We start from the raw sequence: 22,367 nt of genomic DNA, 5'->3' as shown, positions 1-22,367 counted from the left end.
GCATTCAGGTCAATTACGTCCCCAACGAGGACGGTGATTATGGAGATCAGTCCTGCAGTAGCTAGCAACCCAGCGAACAGCAATGGCTGTTCCCAGACATGGGTAATAAATACATAGAGTGCTATGAAAGACCACAAGATAATAACCATTATCAAGGAGCCAATAAATCTGCCGACTTCTGGGACTTTTTTGGCTACAACTCTTGCTCCAATAATGACTATGGATAAAATGAGCAGACAATAGATAAGCCCGAACAGGGCAATGATAATGCCGACACTGAAGAGTGCGCCGGTTTTGGTCAGAGATCCTATCAGGAACAATATAGCCGCCGCGATAAGGCCAAAGCCAAAAACCGTAAACGCTCTCTTGATTTTTGCTATGTAAGCCGAAATCGCCCAGGCTCCGCCTTCATAGGCTAGCCCAGCACTGTTTCCGACGAGATTTAGCAGATCTTTCACGGCCTACCTTCCTTCCTTTCCGAGACGTTTTTCTCGGAGGCGTTTGCGTTGTGTCGCAATCATGGCATTCATTTGTCGAATGACATCTGACAATTCTAAGCTTTGTTCTTTGATGAATTTTCGTACAGCCGACAGTATTGAAGGCCTGACCTCTGCGGCGAATAAGCTCATTAACTTGGCTCGAAACTCATCGTCCACGGCCAAGATTTTTCTTAGTTCATCGAGAGAGGCTTCGGTTATAAATCTCTTTGCCTGTGCTTGTTCGACTGGATTCAGTTTGCTAAACCAAGCCAGTACGTCGGCTAGCTCTTCATCCGAAAGTTCGAAAATCGGCTTAACTCTGATGGCGTGCACGTCGATGACCTGCTCTTGAGCATGGTCTTCGACGAGACCATCATCTAGCATGCGCTTACAAAATTCAGAAGGGAGATCTTCGAGCACGCTGGATAGAAATTTCTTAGTCGGAGTATCGTCGGGAAATCTTTCTGCGAAGTAGCTGTGGAGCAGATATGTTAATGGCTCGATGACAGCTTTTCCTGAAGCGGGGATGCGTCTTACTCGTTCGCCTAGGCTTGATCTGAATGCTCGATCATACCAATCTTCAGCAAATCGTTTTACGTAGTCAGCGCCAACAAAGGCAAGTCTGGCCATGTGTTTATCGGGAATGCTTGGTATTTCCATTGTTTATGCCCCTAAGCATGTCAAAGAACCCGCGTGAATTTACCGCTTTTTGGCGACTCTGTCCAGTGAGTCGAGTATTACTTTTTGATGAATCCTTTAACCGCTTCAACTAAATTCGAAGAGCTGACATACTCCATGAGTTGTTTATCCCAGTCTTTATCTGTGATATTTATTAACGGATCAACGCCTTTGCCTTCGACTGGTTGTCCATCGTCGCGAAGGGTTAGACTGTGGACCATCAGTATCGAATATGATTCTTTAGAATCGAGAACGGTTTTCACTGGCATTAATTGTTCGATTGTTCCCCAGCCCTTAGTGTGGGTTCCAACGACAATCCCAACGTTATATTTCTTAAATGTAGCGGCCATAATCTCGGCCGAAGATTGGCTTTCGCCATCTATCAGGACTACAACTTTCTTGAACTTTACTAGGCTCGGCATCCAGCCAATCTTAGTCTTGTACGGCGTATATTCTCCCTGATGGAAGAAATCATAGGCGTAATTATCTGGTCCGATAAATGGTCCTAGGAAATAGGGGAGTATATCTACTGCGCCGCCAATATTGCCACGCAGGTCAATTATTAACGATTTTAAATTTTGCTTATCTGTTGAATTCGCAGCCTTCTGAAACTCATCGAAGGTTTGCGGAGAAACCTTAGTTATGTGCATGTAAAATATATCTGGCTTAATCAGCTTGGTAATAACCGTGGGCTCGACGCCGATCTCGTCGTATGCTTTTCTGGCGTCGGGACTGGCTAGGGCATTTTTTGCTCGTTCTAATTTCGCCAGCTCTTGCTTGCCTTCGGGTTTGGTCGCATCTACAGTTTTAACTTTCTCTGTATATTTTTTATCTATTTCTTCTTTCGTGGCATCTTTTTCGACATCGAGAGTCGCGTATAGGTCGGCATTTGGATCACGATTTTCCACAGTATTCTTAAGATCCTCCTGCTGCTTTTGTCCGAATAATCTAGACCTACCGAATGGTTTTAGATTGGCAAGAACTATATCCGACAGCGATGTTGCGAATTCCTTCTTTTTGGTCGCATCCATATCTTTCATTGCCAATTCTGTCATTGCTTGAACGTCTTCTTTCGTTTTGGGCGTTACGTCGACTGGTTTTCCAATAACTTTTTCCGTACCTAGCTTGTATAAATTGGCTAAGGCGTCGTCTTGCTGCTTTTCCCAGTGGCTGGTCTTTATCGTATCCCATATCTCGCTCAGAAATTGTACATAGATATCCTTGTTTTGAGCAGAAGAGATGCTGGCAGAATTGTCTGAGCTGAGTTTATGTTTGAAAATGAAATAACTGCTAGCGGATCCAGCGACGAGTATCCCGATGATAATAAGTAGAGCAATGCCCTTTCTAGTTTGGAAAATTTTCCAAGATTTCTTTTGTGGGGTTATTATTTCTTCTTCCATATCATGCAATTATATCTGCAAATCGATAAAAATAGAAGTTGAAAACTAATTCGATCTACGCGCTCGGTATGCCTTTGCTTTATATGCCTAATTCATCTAGGATTAACATATGGAAAATATGAACCCAAATAATCATGGAATGGTCGAAAGTAGTGGAAAAAACCTACCGAGAGATACCTTTCTGTACCTGGCGGCTCTGGTGTCCCTAATAACCAGTTGTGTAAGCTTCGGGATATTAGTCTTTCAAATAATAAACAGATATTACCCAGACTTAGTTTTTACTAACGGCTTTGTCGTTAATAGCAGCAGTTATTATCAGATGATGATTGGGCCCCTCTCGTTCTTAATAATCGTTTTCCCGATCTTCCTGTTTATAGCTAGATTTTTAAGAAAAGACATCTTAAGACATGCCGAGAAGCAAGAGATGAGGATAAGAAAATGGCTAATCTATTTAACGTTATTCATCGCCGCCATAGTCGTAGTTGGTGATTTTATAGCCGTATTCAGGGGTCTTCTGGGCGGGGAATTGACCGTCAGATTCATACTCAAGGCTTTGGCCATATTATTTATAGCTGGTTCATCGTTCTACTACTATATACTAGAATTGAGAGATCCCAGTTCGAAGAATATAAAATGGCTTTCGTGGTTAGTTATCGTTGTCGTTGCAGCTGCGATCGCATTTGGCATTTATATTATCGGGCTACCCACTAATCAGAGGAAGATCAAGATGGATGACATGAGGGTTTCCAATCTAAGCGTGATACAGAGTCGCATAGTTGAATATTGGATGAACAACGAGAAGCTGCCAATAGATCTAAACGATATCAACGACCCGCTTAATGGATGGGTTGTCCCTAGCGACCCTAGCACGGGAGCGAGTTATCGATATGAAGTAGTCACTAACCAAAAACCTAATTATAAGTTTAAGCTTTGCGCCGCTTTCGAAGCGGCCACTGGAGACGAGGGAGTGACTCCTGCTGGCACGGCTAAAATTGATAGTTCTCCATATGATGAAAACTGGCAACATTCGATTGGCGAGAAATGTTTTGACAGAACGATTGATCCTAAGCTATACTTACCAGTAAAAAAGTAATTATAAATGATAAAAAATACTTTTATCTTAATTGTGTTGGTAGTTTTTGTGACTGCGGCTGTGTGGTTTTTTCTGTCCAAAACAAATTCTCCGGTGGCCTCTATAATCGATTTAACTTCGCCGCTACCGAGCCCTTCGGCTTCGCCATCGAGCACGCCAGCCGGAGATCAAGGACAGCCACCGCGAGATCAGCAATCTCAAAATCCATCAGCAGATCAAATCCCAATGGATAAAATCTCCGGGCAAGACCTAGTCGTTGGTACAGGCGCTGAGGCTAAGCAAGGCGATAGCGTCAAGGTCAACTACGTGGGGACTCTTCTCGATGGTACGAAGTTTGATAGCTCTTACGACAGAAATCAGCCATTTGAATTTACTATTGGTGCGGGCCAGGTTATACAAGGCTGGGAGGTTGGCGTTTCTGGCATGAAGATCGGCGGCAAGAGAAAGTTGATTATACCGCCACAGTTCGGTTATGGAGAGCAGGCAATGGGAAAGATTCCGGCCAATTCGGTGCTAGTCTTCGAGATCGAGCTTTTGGGTGTCACTCCGGGTCAGGCCTCTGCTCAGTAACGATCCTGAGGCATACATGTCGTAGATGTAGTGACTTAAAACTTAGTTTATAGAAAAGCATACAAAGGGCGCCCCCTATGGGGCGCCCTTTGTATGCTCGAGTGGCTAGATGATTACGTCGTTTGTGTTAGGATATCAATATGCAGAAAATAGAATTTCCAAAAGGATTTTGGTGGGGGAGCGCTACTTCATCTCATCAAATCGAAGGAAATAATTATAACGATTGGTCGGAATGGGAGAAATCTAAGAAGAGGGCGGGTGAGCTTAAGGCGCAAGGCCTTAGCTCGGCCGATTTCGTATCTGGCCTAGCTTGCGATAGCCTCAATAGATATCAAGAAGATTTTGATATAGCTAAACAGTTGAACCAGAATATTCACCGTCTTTCGATTGAGTGGTCACGCATCGAACCAGAAGAAGGTAAGTTTGATCAGAAAGCGATGCAGCATTACATAGAGGTAGTCAGGGCGCTCAAAGAGCGGGGGATAGAGCCAATGATCACGTTGTGGCATTTTACTAATCCAGTTTGGTTTGCCAATGATGGAGGATTTCTAAATAAGAAATCACCAGAACGTTTTGTAAGGTTTGTAAGGTTTGTAGTTGAGGGCTTGAGAGATGATGCCAGCCTGTGGATAACTTTTAACGAGGGGACTACGATCTATTCTGGAATGGCTTATTTTAGAGGCATATGGCCGCCTCAGTTTAGAAGTTTTTTAAAGATGCTCCGAGTCGATAAGAACATTATTCGGTCGCACATATTAGCCTATAAAACGATTAAAGAAATATATTCCCAATCCCCGACCGCGCCATCAAGTAAAGAGTATGTTCCGCCGACTGAGCCCGAGGTTCCCCATGCGTCGCATAATATTAAGGAGCCCCAAATTGGAGTTACGGAAAATAATGCTTGGATTGTCGCGCCATGGTATCTAAAGATATTAGGGCTGGGCAAGTTAGTCGAATATTATCGTAACTTCTTTCTTCTCTCTAGGGCTTATCCCTACTATGATTTTATAGGTCTTAATTATTACAACATTGCAAGACTACCAGGAAGCTATTCTGTCTTACCAAAGCTAGATTATGTCGAAGATATGGGCTGGGAAATATATCCTGAAGGTATATGCAAAGTTCTAGCTGGCCTAAAGACTAAATATAATAAGCCGGTCTACGTAACTGAAAATGGGATTGCCGATGCGGCTGACTCTCGTCGAGAAAAGTTTATAAAAGATCATCTCTATTGGATTTGGCGAGCAATGCAAGATGGAGTTGATGTCCGAGGCTATATGTATTGGTCTCTTTTAGACAATTTCGAATGGCATCATGGCTATGGTCCACGTTTCGGCTTGGTTGAGATTGATTATGCCCATAATCAATCTCGTAAGATTCGTTCTTCTGCTCTTGAATATGCTAAAATATGTAGAGACAATAACTTTGAATACTAATGACCTGGCTATATCTAGCTCTAGCGGCGTATCTGATAAACGCAGTTGCATTCATTTTTGATAAATATTTACTACACGCTCCAATACCTAGGCCCTTCGCCTATTCTTTTTGGGTAGCCTTGTTGAGCATAACGACAGTGGTCTTAATCCCTTTTGGTGTTGGTTTCCCTGGATGGTCTTTCTTGGCCGTGGCCATTGCCTCCGGCGCCGCATTTTTTCTAGGCCTAATATTCCTTTATCGAGCTATAAGAATTGGAGAAATAACATCGGCTTCGACCAAAGTCGGCGCTTCCACTGCGGTTTTCACATTTGTTTTCTCGTATCTAATTCTGGATGCTAGCGTTTTGAACCAGGCCCATATTGTGGCTCTTGGTCTGATGGTTTTTGGTATGCTCATTCTGAGTCGCATGAACTGGAAAATGTTAGGCATAGCCATCATCGCCGGTGCCTTCTCGGGCCTATCTTTCACTCTACTAAAATGGGCATTCTCACATTCAGACCTTATCAATGGCATATTCTGGACACGCATGGGCTTTGTTGCCGCGGCACTACTCTCTCTTCTTTTTATTAATGCTCGTAAAGAAATTTTTGCATCTTTTCGACAGTCGTCTAGCTCGTCTAAATACCTTTTCCTGGCAAATAAGATTATCGCAGCGGCTGGATTTATAATTCTCTATTACGCTATCTACAAGGGCAACGCCGCTCTAATAAATGGACTGTCTGGCCTTCAATATTTCTTTGTATTTATGATTGCGATCGCATTTAGGCAGATTATCCCTGGAATTGGCGAAAATCTAGATCGCAAGTCTATGATTATAAAAATAGCTGGACTAATTTTTATCCTTGATGGCTTCTTAATCTTATTTACTAAAATATAATGCAGATATTTAAAAGAATCATATCGTCAAAAATATTTTTAACATTAGCAGCAATTGTTGTTCTATTGCTCTTGCTCTCCTTTGATTATTCTAAGCCCGATCCGGACAAAATTGTTCGTGGAGCGTCTTTTAGTAAATTTCACTCAGATGAGCTGAAATTAGACTGGAAGAAAGTTTATCTCGCGTCACTGGACGAGTTGAAGGTTAGAGATTTCCGTTTCTCAGCTCATTGGCCGCTAACTGAACCAGCGGACGATAAATATAATTTTAAAGAGTTAGATTTTCAGATGAACGAAGCCAAGAAGAGAAATGCATCTGTAATCTTGGCTGTGGGCCGACGACTTCCCGGCTGGCCAGAATGCCATGTCCCTGAATGGGCCAAAGATCTGCCCAAGGATAAACAACAAGAGAAAATCTTAGAGATAATTGAGGTAGTCGTAAACAGATACAAGGGTTATGAGAATATAAAATACTGGCAGGTCGAGAATGAACCGTTTTTGGCCTTCTTCAGTAATATGCATTGTGGAGATCTAGATAAAGAGTTTCTACAGAAAGAGATTGCGCTAGTCAGGAAGCTAGATCCATCAAGAAAAATTCTAGTTACCGATAGTGGTGAGTTCGGTACCTGGGCCAACGCTTACCAGGCCGGAGATGTTTTTGGAACTAGCCAGTATCTATATATTTGGAATCGTAAATTCGATCTGACCTTCCGCTATCCTATCGGTCCCTGGTTTTTCAATATGAAAAAGAATTTAGTTAAAATGATATTAGGAACCAAGCCGATGATCGCTATTGAGGTATCATCTGAGCCGTGGTTATTACAGCCAATCATAGAAGCTCCTATGGAAGTATTGCTTGACCGCATGGGCATCGATAAGTTCAATGAGATGATCGCTCTAGTAAATGGATCTGGTTTTGACCAACAATATTTTTGGGGTTTAGAATGGTGGTATTGGATGCGCGAACATGGCCATCCTGAATATTGGGATCGAGCTAAGCTTCTCTACGAGAACAAATAGCCACTATCTAAGTGAATATAAGAACGCCCCTTGTAGGGGCGTTCTTATATAAAACGAAAAGATACTCTTCGTTTTTTGCTGCCTTAATAGCAATGGCTAACCTCTCGTTCGGGCTAATGGCGGTCTTTTAGGCGGCAAAGACCGCCGTTGTGTTCCTCTTGTAGCCATCATCCGTATTGACTAAACTTCTCATAACTACTTTAATGTAATCAATCAAATGGCAGAGGATAGAGTCAACAAATTTATTGGATGCCTTGTATCTACGGCAAAGTTAATGGCGGGGACTAAAGATCCTTTCTTTGTGCGTAAAATGTATTTGAATCTTTCGGAGCTCATCGTAGTTTATAAAAAAACCGAAGGGGAGTCGCAAGTAAAAAGAATAATCAATCCGATTGATAAGATGTTAGAAACTCTTGATTACCTAGAGCATCTCAAAACCGTATCTCCTGGTCCCCTACTTTTGGCTAAGAAAAATTTTCTAAGACTCAAGCTAGACATTCTTAAATCTGCTAGTGAGGTGCAAGGTGATGGCGATAAGTTGATCAAGAAAGTCCCAGCTCAGAAATTACCGCAGAAAAAGAATCTCATTCAACGACAGGCAAACCAAGATCTTTCTCCTACGAAAGAAAGAATACTCGAATTCATCAAGCAGGTCCCAAGCGTTAGGACCAAGCAAGTAATCGAAGAATTCAATCTTATATCCGAGAGAACCGTGAAGAGGAGCCTGAAGGAACTCACCGATCAGGGTTTTATCCAAAGGAAGGAAGATAATAAGGCGGTGCGCTATTCCGTCGAAGTCAGCTAATAATATCAATGGCGGTCTTTCAGTCAGCGAAATAAATACGAAGGGCGCCTTTTTGGCCTCAAAGGCGCCCTTCGTATTTAATGAACGACACTATTCTGCTATACTGAATAAAACATGGAAGACGAAAATTCGTCTAAACTACGTTTCCTATTTTTCTTCATCTCTGCCGCGGCGCTTTTAGGCGTCTTTTTGCTATCTCAAAAAACAGTTACGTATTTTAACTCGGATAACGGCGATTACTTTTCCGTCGACTCACTAAGCGGCGCGGACACTCCTTTAGCCGCTAATATTATTGGTGACAAGATAGGTGACAAGCTCGTGTCACCGAAGTTGTCACCAATAATGTCACCAAAGCCCAGCTTGTCACCAATAATGTCACCTAGTCCTCAGGCTATTACTGCTGGTGTGTCTCCTGTGATTACTCCCGCTCCCGTCGTATTGCAGTCACCATCTGCAAGGCCAACATCTGCGTCGTTGCCAAGTCCATCGTCAGCTCCAGTTTCACCGACACCAAATTTGACACCAAGTTCAACACCGACACCTATTGCTACTTCATCTGCTACGCCAGCGCCAGAATTAACTACCTCACCGCGCGCGGTCGTTATAAATGAAATTGCCTGGATGGGGACCTCTGCCGCGACTAACGATGAGTGGATCGAATTGTACAACCCAAACGAAATTGCAGTCAGTCTTTCGGGATTGTCACTAAAAACAGCAGATGGCGGCTTCACGTTGAGCTTATCAAAGAGTATCCCTGCGCGAGGTTATTATTTAATAGAAAGGACCGACAACAATACGATCTCTGACGTTTGGGCTGATCTGGCTGTTAGCTTCAGTAAGGCTGGCCTTAATAACAGCGGCGAGGCCGTCCAGTTAGTAAATAGTGCTGGCCAAATCATAGACGAGGTGAACTGTTCGTCTGGTTGGTTTGCCGGAGATAACGAGACCAAGAGTTCTATGGAAAGAGTGGATCCGTCAGCTTCTAGTAATGATAGATCGAATTGGAGGTCGAACAATGGATTGATTAAGAATGGCCTTGATTCTAAGGGCAATGCGATTAATGGAACGCCTGGCCAGAGGAATAGCGCTGCCGGTTTTTAATTGTCGGCCTAAATCCTTTGTTTATCCACAATTTGCCTATTGTGGCCGCCAAACTTAAAAAGTATAATTTATTCATTAGTAGAAGTTGTGTACGTTTGCTCATAAATATGAGCAATAAGAGCCAAAAAGCTGCCTTAAAATTAATTAGAAAACCAATTGACTTTTTAGGTAGTTTGCGCTAGTATTAAACAGACCACGTAGACTAGTCATAATAATAAGGGTTTAAGCCAACAAGTGGTCAAAATAGAACCAAAAACAATTATAAATATGAGCAATAAATTTGCAGAAAACAACGCACGGTAGCCAGGTTTTGGCTGCTTTATTGTTTATGTGAAGGCTGGTACGTCCACCCTTGCAAGTCAAATAGATTTGTAGAGGTGGGCAGATCAGGAATGATCGTTGAAAATTAGATCAAGTATAGAAAGTTAATATATTGAGTAATATAGGGTTTTGCAGTCGATAGGCCACTTAGCCGAGATTTGTTAGGTCGAAACATGATGAATCTCACCACGCGAAAGCGTATAAGTAGGCTTAGCAGAACTCGTCGACATCTTGGGTAGTTTCGAAAGAGATTATTTTAGTAAAGGTGTCGTTAAAGAAATTACAGAAAGATTACATGGATGAAGAGTAATTAATTGATAATAAAAATCTTTTGTTCTGTCGCTGGTCGATTTATCCTCGCTTAACGCGATAGATAATACAGCCCAGTACAAAAGTAAAAGTAAAAATAAAATGAGTAATTTATCGAAAAGGGCTTTGAGAGTTGTCGCAACTCTTACCGCCATAACGACTATATTGTCGTTATCAGGTTTCGCAGTACTCGCTCCAGTAGCGAATGCCGCGATGCCGTCAGACTACGGTCTAACAGAAGGCAACACTATTAGTGCTGCTGGTTCGTCAGATCCGGACATCTATATCGTAAATGAACAGGGCTACAAGAGATTATTCTTGAACCCAGTCATTTTCAGCTTCTACGGTCACCTTGGCGGTTTCGCCAACGTTAAGAACGTATCAGCTGTCGCCAGAGATGCTTTCCCGACATCGGGATTGTTCAGACTCGATGGTGATCAGAAGGTCTACGGTCTTCAGTCAACTGGTGAGGACACTGCAGTTTTACACTGGGTGAACACAACCGGAGCTCAGGCCGTTGCCGATGACCCGAACTTCTTTAAAAAGGTTTTCGTCATCAACCAGAATGAATTCAACTGGTACCAGAAGGGTTCAGACTACACCTCAGTTAACCAGATTCCTGTTTACACAAGAGGTGGTTCAGTCCAGCCAGGCACGAATTTGTCAGTTGGCTTAGCCTCTGATAATCCGGCTGCCGGAACATTAGTCAAGGGTCAGGCTGCTGCAGACTTAGCTCACTTTACCTTCACTGGTAGTGGCACAGTCACCAGCTTGAAACTCAACAGAATTGGCGTTTCAGCCGATACTGATTTGACCAATGTTTACTTGTACGATGGCGCAAAGAGATTAACTGATGCCGCTAGCGTAGCAAGTGGTGTTATCAGCTTCAACGATTCAGTTGGAATATTTACAGTTTCTGGTTCAAAGACCATCTCTGTAAGAGCTGATTTGGATGCTACCAGTACCGGTAATACAGTAGGCGTGCAGTTGGTTCAATTCAACGGCATGAATGCGAGTGTATCTGGTAACTTATTCACTCCTGCGAATGCAACATTAGGAACAGTTTCATTGGCAACTTCCAATGGCGTTTCTACTAACACAAGCTTGAGCCCTGCCTCAGACATAAATGTTTGGCAGAATACCGTTACCGTTAACACTAGAGCTGCTAATCTCATGAGCGTTCAGTTCAGAGTTATCGGTTCAATAAACAGTGGCGATGTTCAGAACTTCAGATTATATGTTGATGGAGTTCAGAAGGGTTCAGCCGTTTCTCTACCTGACAGCAATGGTTATGTTCTATTTGACTTAACTGGCGCTCCAGTCAGATTGGAAACTGGTGGAAGAGTAGTTAAGGTTATGGCCGATGTCATAAATGGTTCTGGTAGAAATTTCTACCTATCTGTTAGACAGGCCCCAGATTTCTTCACTGTTGACACTCAGTATGGTCAGCCGATCTTAACTCAGGTCAATAGCACAACCTTCACCGCTTCTAGCGCTGGAACGCAGACTATCGCAGCTGGTGTCCTTACCTTTACAAAGGCTACCGACTCAGCTACGGGAGATGTTGTTAAGGGAGCTTCCGGTGTAAGCTTGGCTAAATTTGAAGTCAAAGCTACTGGTGAGAAGATGAAAGTTGAGAGCATGAAGTATAGCTTCACCAGCAGTAATGGCGGATCGACAGCAGCTTCGAATGTTGGACAATTAAGAAATGGAGCTATCTTTTTGGATGGTGTCCAGATCGGTTCGACTAAGAGCCTAAATGAAGATAGCTGGTCAACCGTCTTCACCGAATACACATTTGGTTCATCGTTCATAGTCACGCCAGGCACTCCAAAAATGTTGGAGGTCAGAGCTGACGTCTACGATGCCGATGGTACAGACAATACAGCCGCTAACGACACAATCGTTGCGAATATTGTTGCAACCACAGGTACAGTTCAGAGAATGACTTCTTTGGACTATACTGATATCACAGCAAAGACTGGCAACAGCGTTACCGTAAAGACCGGCTCTTTCTCAGCTGGTAAGTACAGTGGATATGCTAACCAGTCAGTTGTGGCTCCGAAGAATAACTTCAAGATGGGCCACTTCACATTGGCAGCAGCTTCGTCAGAAGACCTAAGCGTCAATACGATTAACTTGGATTCTGATAACAGCGGTAGCACAATGAAAGCCTCGAACTTGTCGGATACTTATTTGAAGGTTTACAACGATGCTGGAACATTGGTTTACACATCGCCAGTCAAGACGACCTTGTCTGATACTGCAAGTAACAGCTACTCGGTCAACTTCACGATGCCTAAGAACAAGACCTACCAGGTTGAGGTTTGGTCAAACTTAACTTCAACAGTCGCAGCTGGTTATATGAACTTTGAGATGGATGCAGTCGGTATAACTACCGGTTCTAGCACCACATCAACTGCTACTGGTGTTAATGGTCAGACCGTTACTTATGCCGCTGGTTCATTAACCAAGGCTAACGGTTCGATCGCGGGTAGTAGGTTAGCTAAGGGCGGAGATACAGTAAATGCATATTCGTTTACACTCCAACCAGCCTATGACGACTACACTCTTGATGAGGTCTATGTAGATCTTTCAAGCACAGCAGCTTCTTCATCTGGCGCAATAGCGAATCTATTGCTCAAGGATGGAAATGGTGTCTTGTTGAGTTCTGCCACCGTTAACCCAACAACCGGATCAGCATCCTTCGTTGGCGTTAATAAGGTGTTAGCTCAGACCGATGGAAAGCAGACATTTACAGTTTCCGTTCAGCTAGCAGATGTTGGTATTAGCCGTAACGATACTGGAGGTTTAGTAATCGTGAGATTGGATGGGTTGAAATATCGCAACAGTTCTGGAACCATAACTACCGCAAATGGTTATGCTACGGCAACTTATACCGGTAATTCGATCATCTCCCACACTGCTTACCCGGTATTCGCTAACCAAGCCTTATCGAGTTCTAGCCTAGCAACCGGTGCGAAGGATATCTTCCAAACGAAGGTAACCTCATCTGGAAGTCAGGCGGTATACCTAGACAGATTAGTATTCACTATCGCTAAGTCCGTTAACGTCCAAATCGGAGGAGGTTCTTCTGCTTTAAGCGCTGACTACAGACTTTTCGAAGATGGCGTAGACATTAGCAGCTTGACTTCTATCGCTAGCGCCAGTGCTGATCTAGATCTAGTCGCAGTTGGAACCGGACAGGTAGCATTTACCTTCACTAACGAGAGACCGATTGATTCAATTGGTCACGTTTACAGGTTGCAGGTGGATGTCACTGCGGTCCCAGTAGCTCCTGCATCAATCGTTACGTCTATAGCTAACCCGTCTAGCTCAGCTATCACGGATGACGCTGTGGTCGTAAGAAGTACTCTATCTTCTACATCGCCTTCAGTTGTATGGTCTGACAGCTCAGCTGTTACCCACTCGACTTCAACGGATGATTGGATGAACGACTACTTAATACAGACGATTGGTACTAGCCAGTCACTATCTATCTAGCACCTCGGTATTAGATAAGTAAAACCAAAGACCGCCTTCGGGCGGTTTTTGGTTACACGGAAACTAGATTATGATATTATTGTACTATGAGATACTCATTACGATTATTCATAGCGGTCGTTTGTCTGGGTCTACCCACTCTAGCTGTTAACGCAGATGGATTAACGGTTAACGCGGTACTTAATGTTAGTACGCCTCCAGCAAAGTCTCTCGATGTAAATGCTCAGCTCGCTGACTTGGCGAAGATTGATATCTCATCTACATTTGGCGACCTTCATCTTACTGGTTTTCAGCTCGGAACTGATACGATTAATGGTTTACAGAATTTTGCCAACATCGTTGTATACAACGTAACTGCTGGCGCCAATACCGTTGTAAAAGAATATCCAGCGACAGGCGATCAGCCAGATATTCTTTCTTTCTCTCAGATTACGATAAACTATCAAACGACAAAGACGTTCATGATTCGTGGTACACCGTCATCATCGGCGACCGGTATCGTACGAGTTGGTTTCAAGAATCTTATCTTCGGTGATACTGAGTCTGTAACGCAAGTCGGCGTACCTATTTATGGGAATGCTGTCACGCTTCCGGGAACCGTAGTCACGCCAACCCCAATTCCTTCTGCTACGCCAAGTCCATCTTTCTCTCCGACTCCTAGCGGCAATCCCAATCCAGTCAATATGGCTACTCCAGTTTCGAGGGGCTTTACTAGTCTGACCGCCATAAATCTAACCGAAGGGGATACGATCTCAGCGATCAACTCTACTGACCCCGATATCTATATAGCGAATGCCTGGGGCTACAAGAGGCTATTCCTTAATCCGATAATATTCAATTTCTATGGCCACCTGGGTGGATTTAATAAGGTTAAAAGCATAACTTCTACTGTACGAGATACTATGGTAACGTCTGGGTTGATCAGAAACTGTGAAACTGATGACCAGAAGGTGTATGGGATAGAAACTACCGGAGAAGATGCAGGTATTTTGCATTGGGTTAATACTACGAGTGCGCAAGCCCTGATTGATGATGCCGATTTCTTCAAAAAGGTTTTTTGCGTTAATTCTATGGAGTTCAATTGGTATTCCAGGGGATCCGAATATACTTCAGTAAGTCAGGTGTCGAGTTACTCTAGATAATTGTTTAAACTGTTACCATGAAAAAGAAAAACATCTATATAGCGATTAGCATTATTGTGATTGCCATCGTAGCTGTGGCGAGTATTTATTTCAAAAAGGATAAACCGACATCTCTTTTAGGGCCTTCTCCGTCGGTGAACTCGTTAGATATCAAGGTAGAAGTCAGTCCAACGTCTACGCCAAACGCGGCAAAACCTAGCAGAGTTCTTACTAAAGAAGAGATAGTCTATACGAAACGTAAGGAGCAGGCACAGGAGGTTATTAAACGATTTAGCAGCGAAACTACGCTTAGTGACAAATTTATTTGGTATCAAGCATTGGCCCGCGCTGAACTTGGTCTGAAAAATTATGCAGCTGCAAAGACGGCTTATCAGCTAGCTCTTCAATCTGACCCCGCGAATCCACTGTCTGCGGCTACATATGCTGAGCTATCGTCGTTGCTGGTCATTATGAAAGATTATGACTCAGCTCTTCTAGCAATCCAGAAGTCAACACAATTGAGGCCAGACGTGGTAAGTCACTGGACCGACTATATTTCTCTTGAGTTAAACCATTTTAAAATATCACATGTTCAGATTCAGAACATATATAAAGACGGCATAGACAAAAGTGGGGGGCAGTATGATCTAGTTAAGGCCTATGCCATTTATCTAGAGAAGAACATGGATCTTTCCGGAGCGCTTTACCAGTGGAGGGACTTGGCTACTAGATATCCGTCTAATCAAGAAGCCGCTACTAATGTTGCACGACTAGAAGATCTGATTAAATAGCGTACAATATCTCCTTCATTCTTGGCATAATTACTTCATGTCTTTTACTGATACAATAAAAAAGAATATTGGGCTGATTGCCCTCATCGTGTTGTTGGGCGCGGGGGTCTATGCCTTTAATCTTAACAACGGGCTATTCTGGGACGATGATGACTGGATAGTGGGCAATAATTATGTTCATGATTTCTCTCATCTCAAGGAAATATTTACTAAAGACGTATTGTCTGGTTTCGGCCTAAATAGTAACTATTATCGTCCCTTTCTTCTCTTAACTTTCGCCTTTAACTATGCGATCTCTGGCACCGATCCTTTCGGATATCATTTACTCAGTAATGCCTTCCACGTTTTTAATGCCATACTTGCATTCCTGATCCTTCTGTACGTATTTCGGAAGAAGACTATCTCTTTCTTTGCGTCTATGCTTTTTCTGCTGAGTCCACTCCAAGTTGAAGCCGTGTCATACATATCTGGCCGTGGAGATCCAATGTCCGTCTTCTTTATGCTTCTGGCTCTTGCGGCTTTCATTAGAATCAATGTGGATAGCTCCAAAAAGGTCTTGTATCGGACGTTAGGTCTCGCATCTATGATTCTAGCCGTTCTAAGCCGAGAGACGGCCATATTACTGCCAGTACTTCTGGTAGTCTTCTACGTATCCTTCCTTTCTCGAGACAAGTTCTTTAAGTCTTTGTGGCAGGGGATCGTTAAGGCGATTCCATTTTTCGCAATTTCCGGAGTCTATGGAATCCTGAGACTTACCGTCCTCAATTTTCAGAATACCCTCAACTTCTACAATGCTTCGAATGTTTATGCCGATAATCTAATTTATAGAATATATACTTTCTTCCATGTATTTCTCGAGTATATAAGGCTTATATTTGTTCCTACGGGTTTGCACATGGAAAGGGATTTTTCGGTACATACTTCATTTTTCCAATGGCCAGTCTGGCTCGGATTTCTAGCAATAATGGCGATCGTGGCTATCGGGGTCATTTTATACAGAAAGGAAGCACTAAGCCCTAAATATTTAGACGGCGGTCTTTTAGGCGGCCCGTCTGCGCAGGCAGGCAAAGACCGGCATATAAGCAGAAAAGAAATGCGAAAGTTCCAAGCTCGGGGGTCGGAGATCGCCTCGGCTGGCAATGGCGGTCTTTTAGGCTTCAAAGACCGCCATTGGGAAATTTCTAACTTTAGGATTTGGTTCTTCGGTTGGTCCTGGTTCTTTGTGTCTTTAAGTATGGTTTCAGGCATAATTCCGATTAATGCCATCATCTATGAGCATTGGCTATACCTGCCATTGATCGGATTCTTCGCGTTATTGGCCTTCTACTTGGACAAGCTGTGGGGCATCTTACAATCTTGCGAAGGCGGTCGGCGCCTATCCGCCCCTGGCGGATACAAAGGGCGCCTTTGTGCGGTGATGACTTGGCTATTTTGGCTGGTTGTCATTGGTTATCTGTTATTTTTCGCCGTCCAATCGATAAGGAGAAACCTAATCTGGGGTAATCCCATAGCGTTTTATGAAGAGATAATTAGATATAATCCCGGAAGCATCAGAATATTGAATAATCTAGGTAATATATACTCAGATAAGGGTCGCCTAGACGATGCGGCCAGAATATATGAGCAGATTATCGCTGACAAAAATAATATATATCCTCAGCCATACTACAATCTCGGAAACATCTATCGAGACAGAGGGGATACCGAGAAAGCGACGGAATATTATAGGCTTGCTATCGAGAAGGATAATAACTTCCCGTTTGCCTACCAGAATTTAGCCTCAATATATGCGAAAAACAATCAGCCCGAGGAAGCTATAAAAATGCTAGAAGAGGTTAAGAGAATAAAGCCATCGGATCCGACAACTTATTATAACTTGGCCGTGACGTATAGAGCGATGGATGATCGTGACGAAGCGTTGAAAAATATAAAAGATGGGATGTCTTTGCCTGGACTAGACGCCGAGCTTGCTCAGGCTTTTGCTAAGCTTCTTGATGGGCTCAAGTAGTGGAGTTATAATGTAAGAAACATTGGTATCGCATGAACGATGAGCTGAAAAAATCTTTTTCTGCCGCGATTCTTATAGTGAGCGTCTCTATATGGGGTTTTGGCTGGCTTACTACATCGTCTGATATTAGTGCGAGTACTAATCAGAACTATACAATCAGCAACGGTTTTGATGATAGCTCCGACGTTTCGGCTAGTTTTAGTGCTATCGATATATCTAAATTAAGCGCTAACGATAATACTCGTATCCAGAGTAACGAACCTTGGCCCAACGATGGCACCTACGACGAAAGTAAATATCTAGAATTTATCTTTTCTCCCAACATTGCGGGAGACTCAACTATAAATTCCGTATCTATATCCCATAAGTATAGAAGGTCTGGGGCTCTGGCTGGAGCTAAGCTAGAAATCTGGGATGGCGTAGATTTCTCTCATCAATTATTACTAACAACGGAAGGGGCCCTGAATAATGATGTCATCGATAACTTTGATCTGACGGATATCGTAAATAGTGTTTCCAAGATTAATAATTTAAAGATAAGGTTTCTTGCTTTCAGAAATCCTTCAGCTGAGACCCATACAAGCCATGATCTCATATCTTTGTCAGTTGGGTTCGACGGCTTAGAGTCTACTCCATCTTCATCGCCGACTCCAAGCTCATCGTATTCTCCAACGCCTGAACCAAGTTCATCGCCTACGGCAACACCTTCTCCGGTCTCATCGCCAAGTCCATCTCCCACGTCAACGAGCGAGCCAGGCGATGTCAGTGATATATCGGTAACTAATATAACTATACTCAGGAGTTCGGCGATAGCCGATGGGAACTTCGATCATGGCTGGAAATGGGCTTTCGATATCACGGTTCCGATGAATCAAGAGGATCTGTCTTTGAAATTTGATGATTGGTCTAGCGGATCTAATATAATAGCTACTGCTAATAATGTGAGGATATATTCGGTCCAATCATCTAATGCTGATGTTCCCAATAGGTCGATTATCGTAAACAATTCTGGCACTTATTCAAATCCAATGAAGCTTAGTAGCGATTTAGATGCCGTGACTGCTGGTCGACAAGTGCAAGTCGTTGTCGAGGTTAGGATACCGCCTGGCTCTATCGGTGGGCCATACTACACAAATTATGGCTTTCAAAGCATATAGGCTACTAAGCCCGATTTTACTGGTTGCAGGTCTTTGGTTTTTCTCGTCTGCAGAGGCATCTGAGATTACCGGTAGACTATCTAGCGATTTGGGCCATACGCTTAGCGGCGTTGTCGAAGAGGCGACTAGCTCGATTAACCAAATTGGTCCAGTTGGCGCTGTCTCTGGCTTGATCAGTCCTACTCCGAAGGCGAAGATCTATTCAGAGAAACTTGGTTCGGTAGGTAATTTTTTTATTTCTAGCCCCACGCCAACTCCAAGTTTGACTAGCTCTCCAGTTCCGGAATCGCTTAATGGCAATCTCGTTAGTGTCTCTGGCAGAAGCCATTATGACAGCAAGATATTGTCGATGCCTTCAGCCGACGTCGGGTCGCCTGATAATTTAATTAGTTACGAGCCCGAAAGAGAATCGGCTACAATTATTGGTAGCATATTCGCACTCGGTCTTGGCAGGTTTCTGATCGCTCTGTCGGTGCTTATTATGATGGCGGCCTTCTTGGTTTCGAAGGCCGCCATCGGGAAATAAGAATATAACCGAGTCATCATCGACATATATCATGGCTCATTTCTTATCAGTAACAATGTAGTTTAAGAATGTTTTGGCCCAAGGGAGCAATGTCTCTATGATCGAAGGGTGCGTGGTTTCTTGAAGCCAACATAGCGAACCTTGATTTTTAATGAATTAGTTGTATAATATGCCCATCGGTTAATTCTAGTAACTTTCCAATCAGGACAGGAGACACAGGATGATGAGACAACAAGCTCGAATCGGCCTAGTGTTAATATCTATTCTGTTGATGACCAATGCTGCTCTGGGCCAAGTTTTTCCCAGGCCAGTTGGTTTTGTGAATGATTTTGCTCATGTTTTGACTGTTGATCAGGCTAAGAATTTGGAATCTAGATTACGATCTTATCGTGATATTACGGGCATCGAGCTGGCCGTGGTGACCGTATCTTCGCTTGGCGATATGCCAATAGAGGATTACGCAAGTAAACTCTTTGCTCAGTGGGGTATCGGTGAAAAAGGCAAAGACAATGGTGTCTTGATGCTCTTAGCACCGGCTGAACGCAAGGTTCGCATTGAAGTCGGATATGGGCTTGAGCCGGATCTTACTGACATTACGTCGGGTAATATAATTCGGCAATACGCAATTCCGAACTTTAAGGCTAATAATTGGCCAGCAGGCACAGAAGCTACGGTCAATGGGATTATTGACCATTTGGGCTCAAAACCATTTCAAGCACGGGCTGAAGCACGAGCCGAAGAGAAGAGAAGGCAAGAAGAGGAACGGGCTCGTGTAAATGCCGAGTTCGCGGTAGCGTTTAAATATATATTCCTTGTGGTGCTCGCCCTGACAGTTTTATTCGGTCCGCCCGTAGTATTTCTATATCGAAGGCGCCGTCGCAATGAGCTCAAAGATTTAATCAAGAATAGTATGGATGTTGGCCGAGAAGGTATAGCAACTATCCGTGTAAAATATCTTCCGGCGATGGCAAGACTGGAACAACTGGCCGAAGAAATTCCGCTAGACGAATATAGGGCAGCAAATGACAAATTGGCCGCTCTTCCACAAATAGTTTCTGATATTGAAAGCAATCTCAACGCCCTTGCAATTGCTCAAGAAGATAATTTGAGTGCTTTGGAGAGACGATTGTATGCTCTCGGAGATGTTCTCCGTGGTCTTGCTCGAATTTCTCCCGATGCAGTGATTAGTAGTATTGAATCAAAAATTCGTGAAAGAAAGGAAGCCGAGAGGAAATCGAAAGAACTTCTCGAGTCTGTTCCGAAGAAAGTTGGAACTGTTCGAGGAAAAGCTATTGTCGATGATAGACAAATTGCCCAAGCAGAAGGTAAATTAAGTGATGCTGAAAATCAGTCTAAGACGGTTAACCCTAATTGGGTATCCATCTATGCCCTACTTGTTATCGCCGATAATCTTCTCAATCCGCCGAGATATTCGTCGGATAGTGGCACTATTTATAGGTCGGATCATTCGACACACTTGGATAGTTCGTATTACGGTGGTGGTAGTCATGATAGCGGAGGCAGCGATTCTTCATTTAGTGGATTCGCCGGCGGTTCCTCTGGTGGCGGTGGTGCCACCGGAGATTTCTAGGATAACGAGACATGACGGTATTGAGAGAATCAGTACCGTCTTTTTATTTACGGAATTTACTAATCAAGGCCTTGTTGTCGATGGTATCTTTTAAGAATATAACCGAGTTATTATCTATATATACCATAGCCCATTTTTTATCGGTGATGATATAGTTTAGAAATGTCTGGGCCCAGGGCGTTATGTCGGTATGAGCGAATAGAATGTAGTTTATTTTATATTCTTCTGATAGTCTGGCCCAGGTTTCGGGACTCTCCTGCATGGGTTTATATATTTTTTCGAAGAAGTCTACGCCGTAGGCTTCGGGCCTGCCATCAACAAATACTTTCTCATCCGGCCACATCTTCCATATCATGAAACTGCCTATGTCGAAGTTATTAAAAACCGGCCCCCTAATATTATTTTGTTTTATAAAATTAACTGCATTATCGGCGCCAGTCGGAACTTCAAGATTAAACTTCTTGCCACTAGCGGTGAAGGCGTAGAAATTCCCATTGATAACCTGAAGTGTTACTAGCAAGATGATGATAGTGGCTAACGTGTACAATATCGTCAGTCCACGTTCCTTGATTTCCGACTTAACGTATCCGAAGTTTAGTGATCCGATAGTTGCCAGGACAAGTGAATAAGGACCAAAGTTCCTTATCATGTAGATGCCAAGAATTGCGAAGGTTATTGCTGTAAGAGCTTCAAATGTAATTTTTCTGGCCCCATTTTTGAGTGCTACGAAAAAGCTTATAGCTAAAGCGATTATCGATAGTTCGAATACGGATATAGTGAATTTTGATATGCCGTAATCGGTAAGAAAAAATATAGACTGATTCTCGACGATACTGTAGCCATAGTCGCGCATTATGTTAAGCGGCTCAAGAGCTCCGGTAACAAAGCTCGGATTGATTAGCGTCGCTAGGCAAGTCAGGCCGAAGACGATAGCCGAGGTTTTTAGTATCTGACGATTCTCTCTGTCATGGGCGTAACGATCAATTAAGAAGAATAGAGTCATAATTGGACCGAGAACGAAATAGATATGATAATTTGTCCAAAGGACTTGTATGAATGGTAGAGCATAGAGCCATTGATATCTAGCCTCATATTTAGCCTTAATTAATATGTATAGGAACAGTGCCAGATATAGATAGCTAAAGATTTCTGGACGAACGTCAGTTCTTTCTACGAAGACCATGGCCGCAAGGAAGAACGGTAGCAATATCGCGCTTACGGAAGATCTTTTTCTCACGGCCGTGTAGACTATCAAGAATGCTGATAAATTAAGAATGGCCTTAAAAATGATGAACCACTTGAGACTGACGATACTGCTCAAAGCATAGAAGAACAGTTCGCTGAGCCAGTGGTGATTAACAAACGGGTGATTCGGGACGGTAAAGGAAAAAAGATTTGTGTCGGGGACAGATTTTGTTTCCCATATGACTTGGCCGATTTTAATGTGTCGCCCGATATCTTGGTTTATAGAATAAAGGCCGTGGATCATCAGCGATCCGATCAAAACAAAAAGACAGACTAGCGCTAATTTTCCTATAGCTTTATCCATAAACCTTAGACTATTTAGGATTTAGATTTTA

General features: G+C 43.2%; 18 protein-coding genes. 14 read left to right on the top strand and 4 right to left on the bottom strand.

All coding sequences use genetic code 11. The annotated features are described in order from the left end of the window. From DEG18_03570 to DEG18_03560, 3 genes are all read right to left on the bottom strand, one after another. The coding region (locus tag DEG18_03570; GenBank protein HBX58662.1) for a hypothetical protein at window positions 1-458 on the bottom strand (458 nt) is incomplete at its 3' end. A 3-nt stretch (window positions 459-461) separates the two neighbouring features. After that, on the bottom strand, window positions 462-1,139 hold the full coding sequence (locus tag DEG18_03565; protein HBX58661.1) for a hypothetical protein: 678 nt from the start codon (window positions 1,137-1,139) through the stop codon (window positions 462-464). Window positions 1,140-1,216: 77 nt separating this feature from the next. Next, complete coding sequence (locus DEG18_03560; GenBank protein HBX58660.1) at window positions 1,217-2,557, bottom strand: hypothetical protein; 1,341 nt, start codon at window positions 2,555-2,557, stop codon at window positions 1,217-1,219. A 109-nt stretch (window positions 2,558-2,666) separates the two neighbouring features. Here DEG18_03560 and DEG18_03555 point away from each other — a divergent pair, with 109 nt between their 5' ends. From DEG18_03555 to DEG18_03490, 14 genes are all read left to right on the top strand, one after another. Further along, a complete protein-coding gene (locus DEG18_03555) occupies window positions 2,667-3,650 on the top strand; it encodes a hypothetical protein (GenBank protein HBX58659.1) in 984 nt (327 codons plus the stop codon). Between the two features lie 6 nt (window positions 3,651-3,656). After that, window positions 3,657-4,220, top strand: a complete 564-nt coding sequence (locus DEG18_03550) for a peptidylprolyl isomerase (GenBank protein ID HBX58658.1) — start codon at window positions 3,657-3,659, stop codon at window positions 4,218-4,220. A 140-nt stretch (window positions 4,221-4,360) separates the two neighbouring features. After that, complete coding sequence (locus tag DEG18_03545; protein ID HBX58657.1) at window positions 4,361-5,656, top strand: glycoside hydrolase family 1 protein; 1,296 nt, start codon at window positions 4,361-4,363, stop codon at window positions 5,654-5,656. Further along, window positions 5,656-6,534 carry a hypothetical protein gene (locus tag DEG18_03540; GenBank protein HBX58656.1) on the top strand — a complete coding sequence of 293 codons (879 nt, stop codon included), beginning with the start codon at window positions 5,656-5,658 and terminating at the stop codon, window positions 6,532-6,534. The genes DEG18_03545 and DEG18_03540 overlap by 1 nt, the downstream gene beginning before the upstream one ends. Further along, window positions 6,534-7,553 (top strand): hypothetical protein, encoded by a 1,020-nt coding sequence (locus DEG18_03535; protein ID HBX58655.1) that lies wholly within the window; start codon window positions 6,534-6,536, stop codon window positions 7,551-7,553. Before DEG18_03540 ends, DEG18_03535 begins: the two co-directional genes overlap by 1 nt. A 217-nt stretch (window positions 7,554-7,770) precedes the next feature. Further along, window positions 7,771-8,358, top strand: coding sequence for a hypothetical protein (locus DEG18_03530; GenBank protein HBX58654.1), 588 nt, complete (start codon window positions 7,771-7,773; stop codon window positions 8,356-8,358). Window positions 8,359-8,472: 114 nt separating this feature from the next. Beyond that, window positions 8,473-9,459, top strand: coding sequence for a hypothetical protein (locus DEG18_03525; GenBank protein ID HBX58653.1), 987 nt, complete (start codon window positions 8,473-8,475; stop codon window positions 9,457-9,459). A 732-nt stretch (window positions 9,460-10,191) separates the two neighbouring features. Beyond that, the gene (locus tag DEG18_03520) at window positions 10,192-13,593 is read left to right on the top strand and encodes a hypothetical protein (GenBank protein HBX58652.1); all 3,402 of its coding nucleotides are present in this window, start codon (window positions 10,192-10,194) and stop codon (window positions 13,591-13,593) included. A gap of 86 nt (window positions 13,594-13,679) precedes the next feature. Further along, window positions 13,680-14,735, top strand: coding sequence for a hypothetical protein (locus tag DEG18_03515; protein HBX58651.1), 1,056 nt, complete (start codon window positions 13,680-13,682; stop codon window positions 14,733-14,735). 17 nt (window positions 14,736-14,752) lie between these two features. Then, window positions 14,753-15,505 (top strand): hypothetical protein, encoded by a 753-nt coding sequence (locus DEG18_03510; GenBank protein HBX58650.1) that lies wholly within the window; start codon window positions 14,753-14,755, stop codon window positions 15,503-15,505. A 37-nt stretch (window positions 15,506-15,542) separates the two neighbouring features. Next, a complete protein-coding gene (locus tag DEG18_03505) occupies window positions 15,543-17,513 on the top strand; it encodes a hypothetical protein (protein HBX58649.1) in 1,971 nt (656 codons plus the stop codon). Window positions 17,514-17,545: 32 nt separating this feature from the next. Then, on the top strand, window positions 17,546-18,670 hold the full coding sequence (locus DEG18_03500; protein HBX58648.1) for a hypothetical protein: 1,125 nt from the start codon (window positions 17,546-17,548) through the stop codon (window positions 18,668-18,670). Beyond that, window positions 18,651-19,196, top strand: coding sequence for a hypothetical protein (locus DEG18_03495; protein HBX58647.1), 546 nt, complete (start codon window positions 18,651-18,653; stop codon window positions 19,194-19,196). Before DEG18_03500 ends, DEG18_03495 begins: the two co-directional genes overlap by 20 nt. Window positions 19,197-19,416: 220 nt before the next feature. Continuing rightward, window positions 19,417-20,787: a hypothetical protein gene (locus DEG18_03490; protein ID HBX58646.1), complete on the top strand. Its 1,371-nt coding sequence runs from the start codon at window positions 19,417-19,419 to the stop codon at window positions 20,785-20,787. 43 nt (window positions 20,788-20,830) lie between these two features. Here DEG18_03490 and DEG18_03485 read toward each other — a convergent pair whose 3' ends face one another. Further along, window positions 20,831-22,336 carry a hypothetical protein gene (locus tag DEG18_03485; protein ID HBX58645.1) on the bottom strand — a complete coding sequence of 502 codons (1,506 nt, stop codon included), beginning with the start codon at window positions 22,334-22,336 and terminating at the stop codon, window positions 20,831-20,833. Window positions 22,337-22,367: the final 31 nt, after the last annotated feature.

The organism is Candidatus Yanofskybacteria bacterium, from assembly GCA_003514055.1.
Lineage (GTDB): Bacteria > Patescibacteriota > Minisyncoccia > 2-02-FULL-40-12 > GWA2-44-9 > UBA12115.
Note: the sequence above shows the minus strand (reverse complement) of the source record. Positions and strands in the feature narration are given on the sequence as shown.

Coding starts and splice junctions, on each gene's coding strand:
- DEG18_03565 (HBX58661.1), bottom strand. CDS start 1,139: ATGGAAATACCAAGCATTCCCGATAAACACATGGCCAGACTTGCCTTT.
- DEG18_03560 (HBX58660.1), bottom strand. CDS start 2,557: ATGGAAGAAGAAATAATAACCCCACAAAAGAAATCTTGGAAAATTTTC.
- DEG18_03555 (HBX58659.1), top strand. CDS start 2,667: ATGGAAAATATGAACCCAAATAATCATGGAATGGTCGAAAGTAGTGGA.
- DEG18_03550 (HBX58658.1), top strand. CDS start 3,657: ATGATAAAAAATACTTTTATCTTAATTGTGTTGGTAGTTTTTGTGACT.
- DEG18_03545 (HBX58657.1), top strand. CDS start 4,361: ATGCAGAAAATAGAATTTCCAAAAGGATTTTGGTGGGGGAGCGCTACT.
- DEG18_03540 (HBX58656.1), top strand. CDS start 5,656: ATGACCTGGCTATATCTAGCTCTAGCGGCGTATCTGATAAACGCAGTT.
- DEG18_03535 (HBX58655.1), top strand. CDS start 6,534: ATGCAGATATTTAAAAGAATCATATCGTCAAAAATATTTTTAACATTA.
- DEG18_03530 (HBX58654.1), top strand. CDS start 7,771: ATGGCAGAGGATAGAGTCAACAAATTTATTGGATGCCTTGTATCTACG.
- DEG18_03525 (HBX58653.1), top strand. CDS start 8,473: ATGGAAGACGAAAATTCGTCTAAACTACGTTTCCTATTTTTCTTCATC.
- DEG18_03520 (HBX58652.1), top strand. CDS start 10,192: ATGAGTAATTTATCGAAAAGGGCTTTGAGAGTTGTCGCAACTCTTACC.
- DEG18_03515 (HBX58651.1), top strand. CDS start 13,680: ATGAGATACTCATTACGATTATTCATAGCGGTCGTTTGTCTGGGTCTA.
- DEG18_03510 (HBX58650.1), top strand. CDS start 14,753: ATGAAAAAGAAAAACATCTATATAGCGATTAGCATTATTGTGATTGCC.
- DEG18_03505 (HBX58649.1), top strand. CDS start 15,543: ATGTCTTTTACTGATACAATAAAAAAGAATATTGGGCTGATTGCCCTC.
- DEG18_03500 (HBX58648.1), top strand. CDS start 17,546: ATGAACGATGAGCTGAAAAAATCTTTTTCTGCCGCGATTCTTATAGTG.
- DEG18_03495 (HBX58647.1), top strand. CDS start 18,651: ATGGCTTTCAAAGCATATAGGCTACTAAGCCCGATTTTACTGGTTGCA.
- DEG18_03490 (HBX58646.1), top strand. CDS start 19,417: ATGATGAGACAACAAGCTCGAATCGGCCTAGTGTTAATATCTATTCTG.
- DEG18_03485 (HBX58645.1), bottom strand. CDS start 22,336: ATGGATAAAGCTATAGGAAAATTAGCGCTAGTCTGTCTTTTTGTTTTG.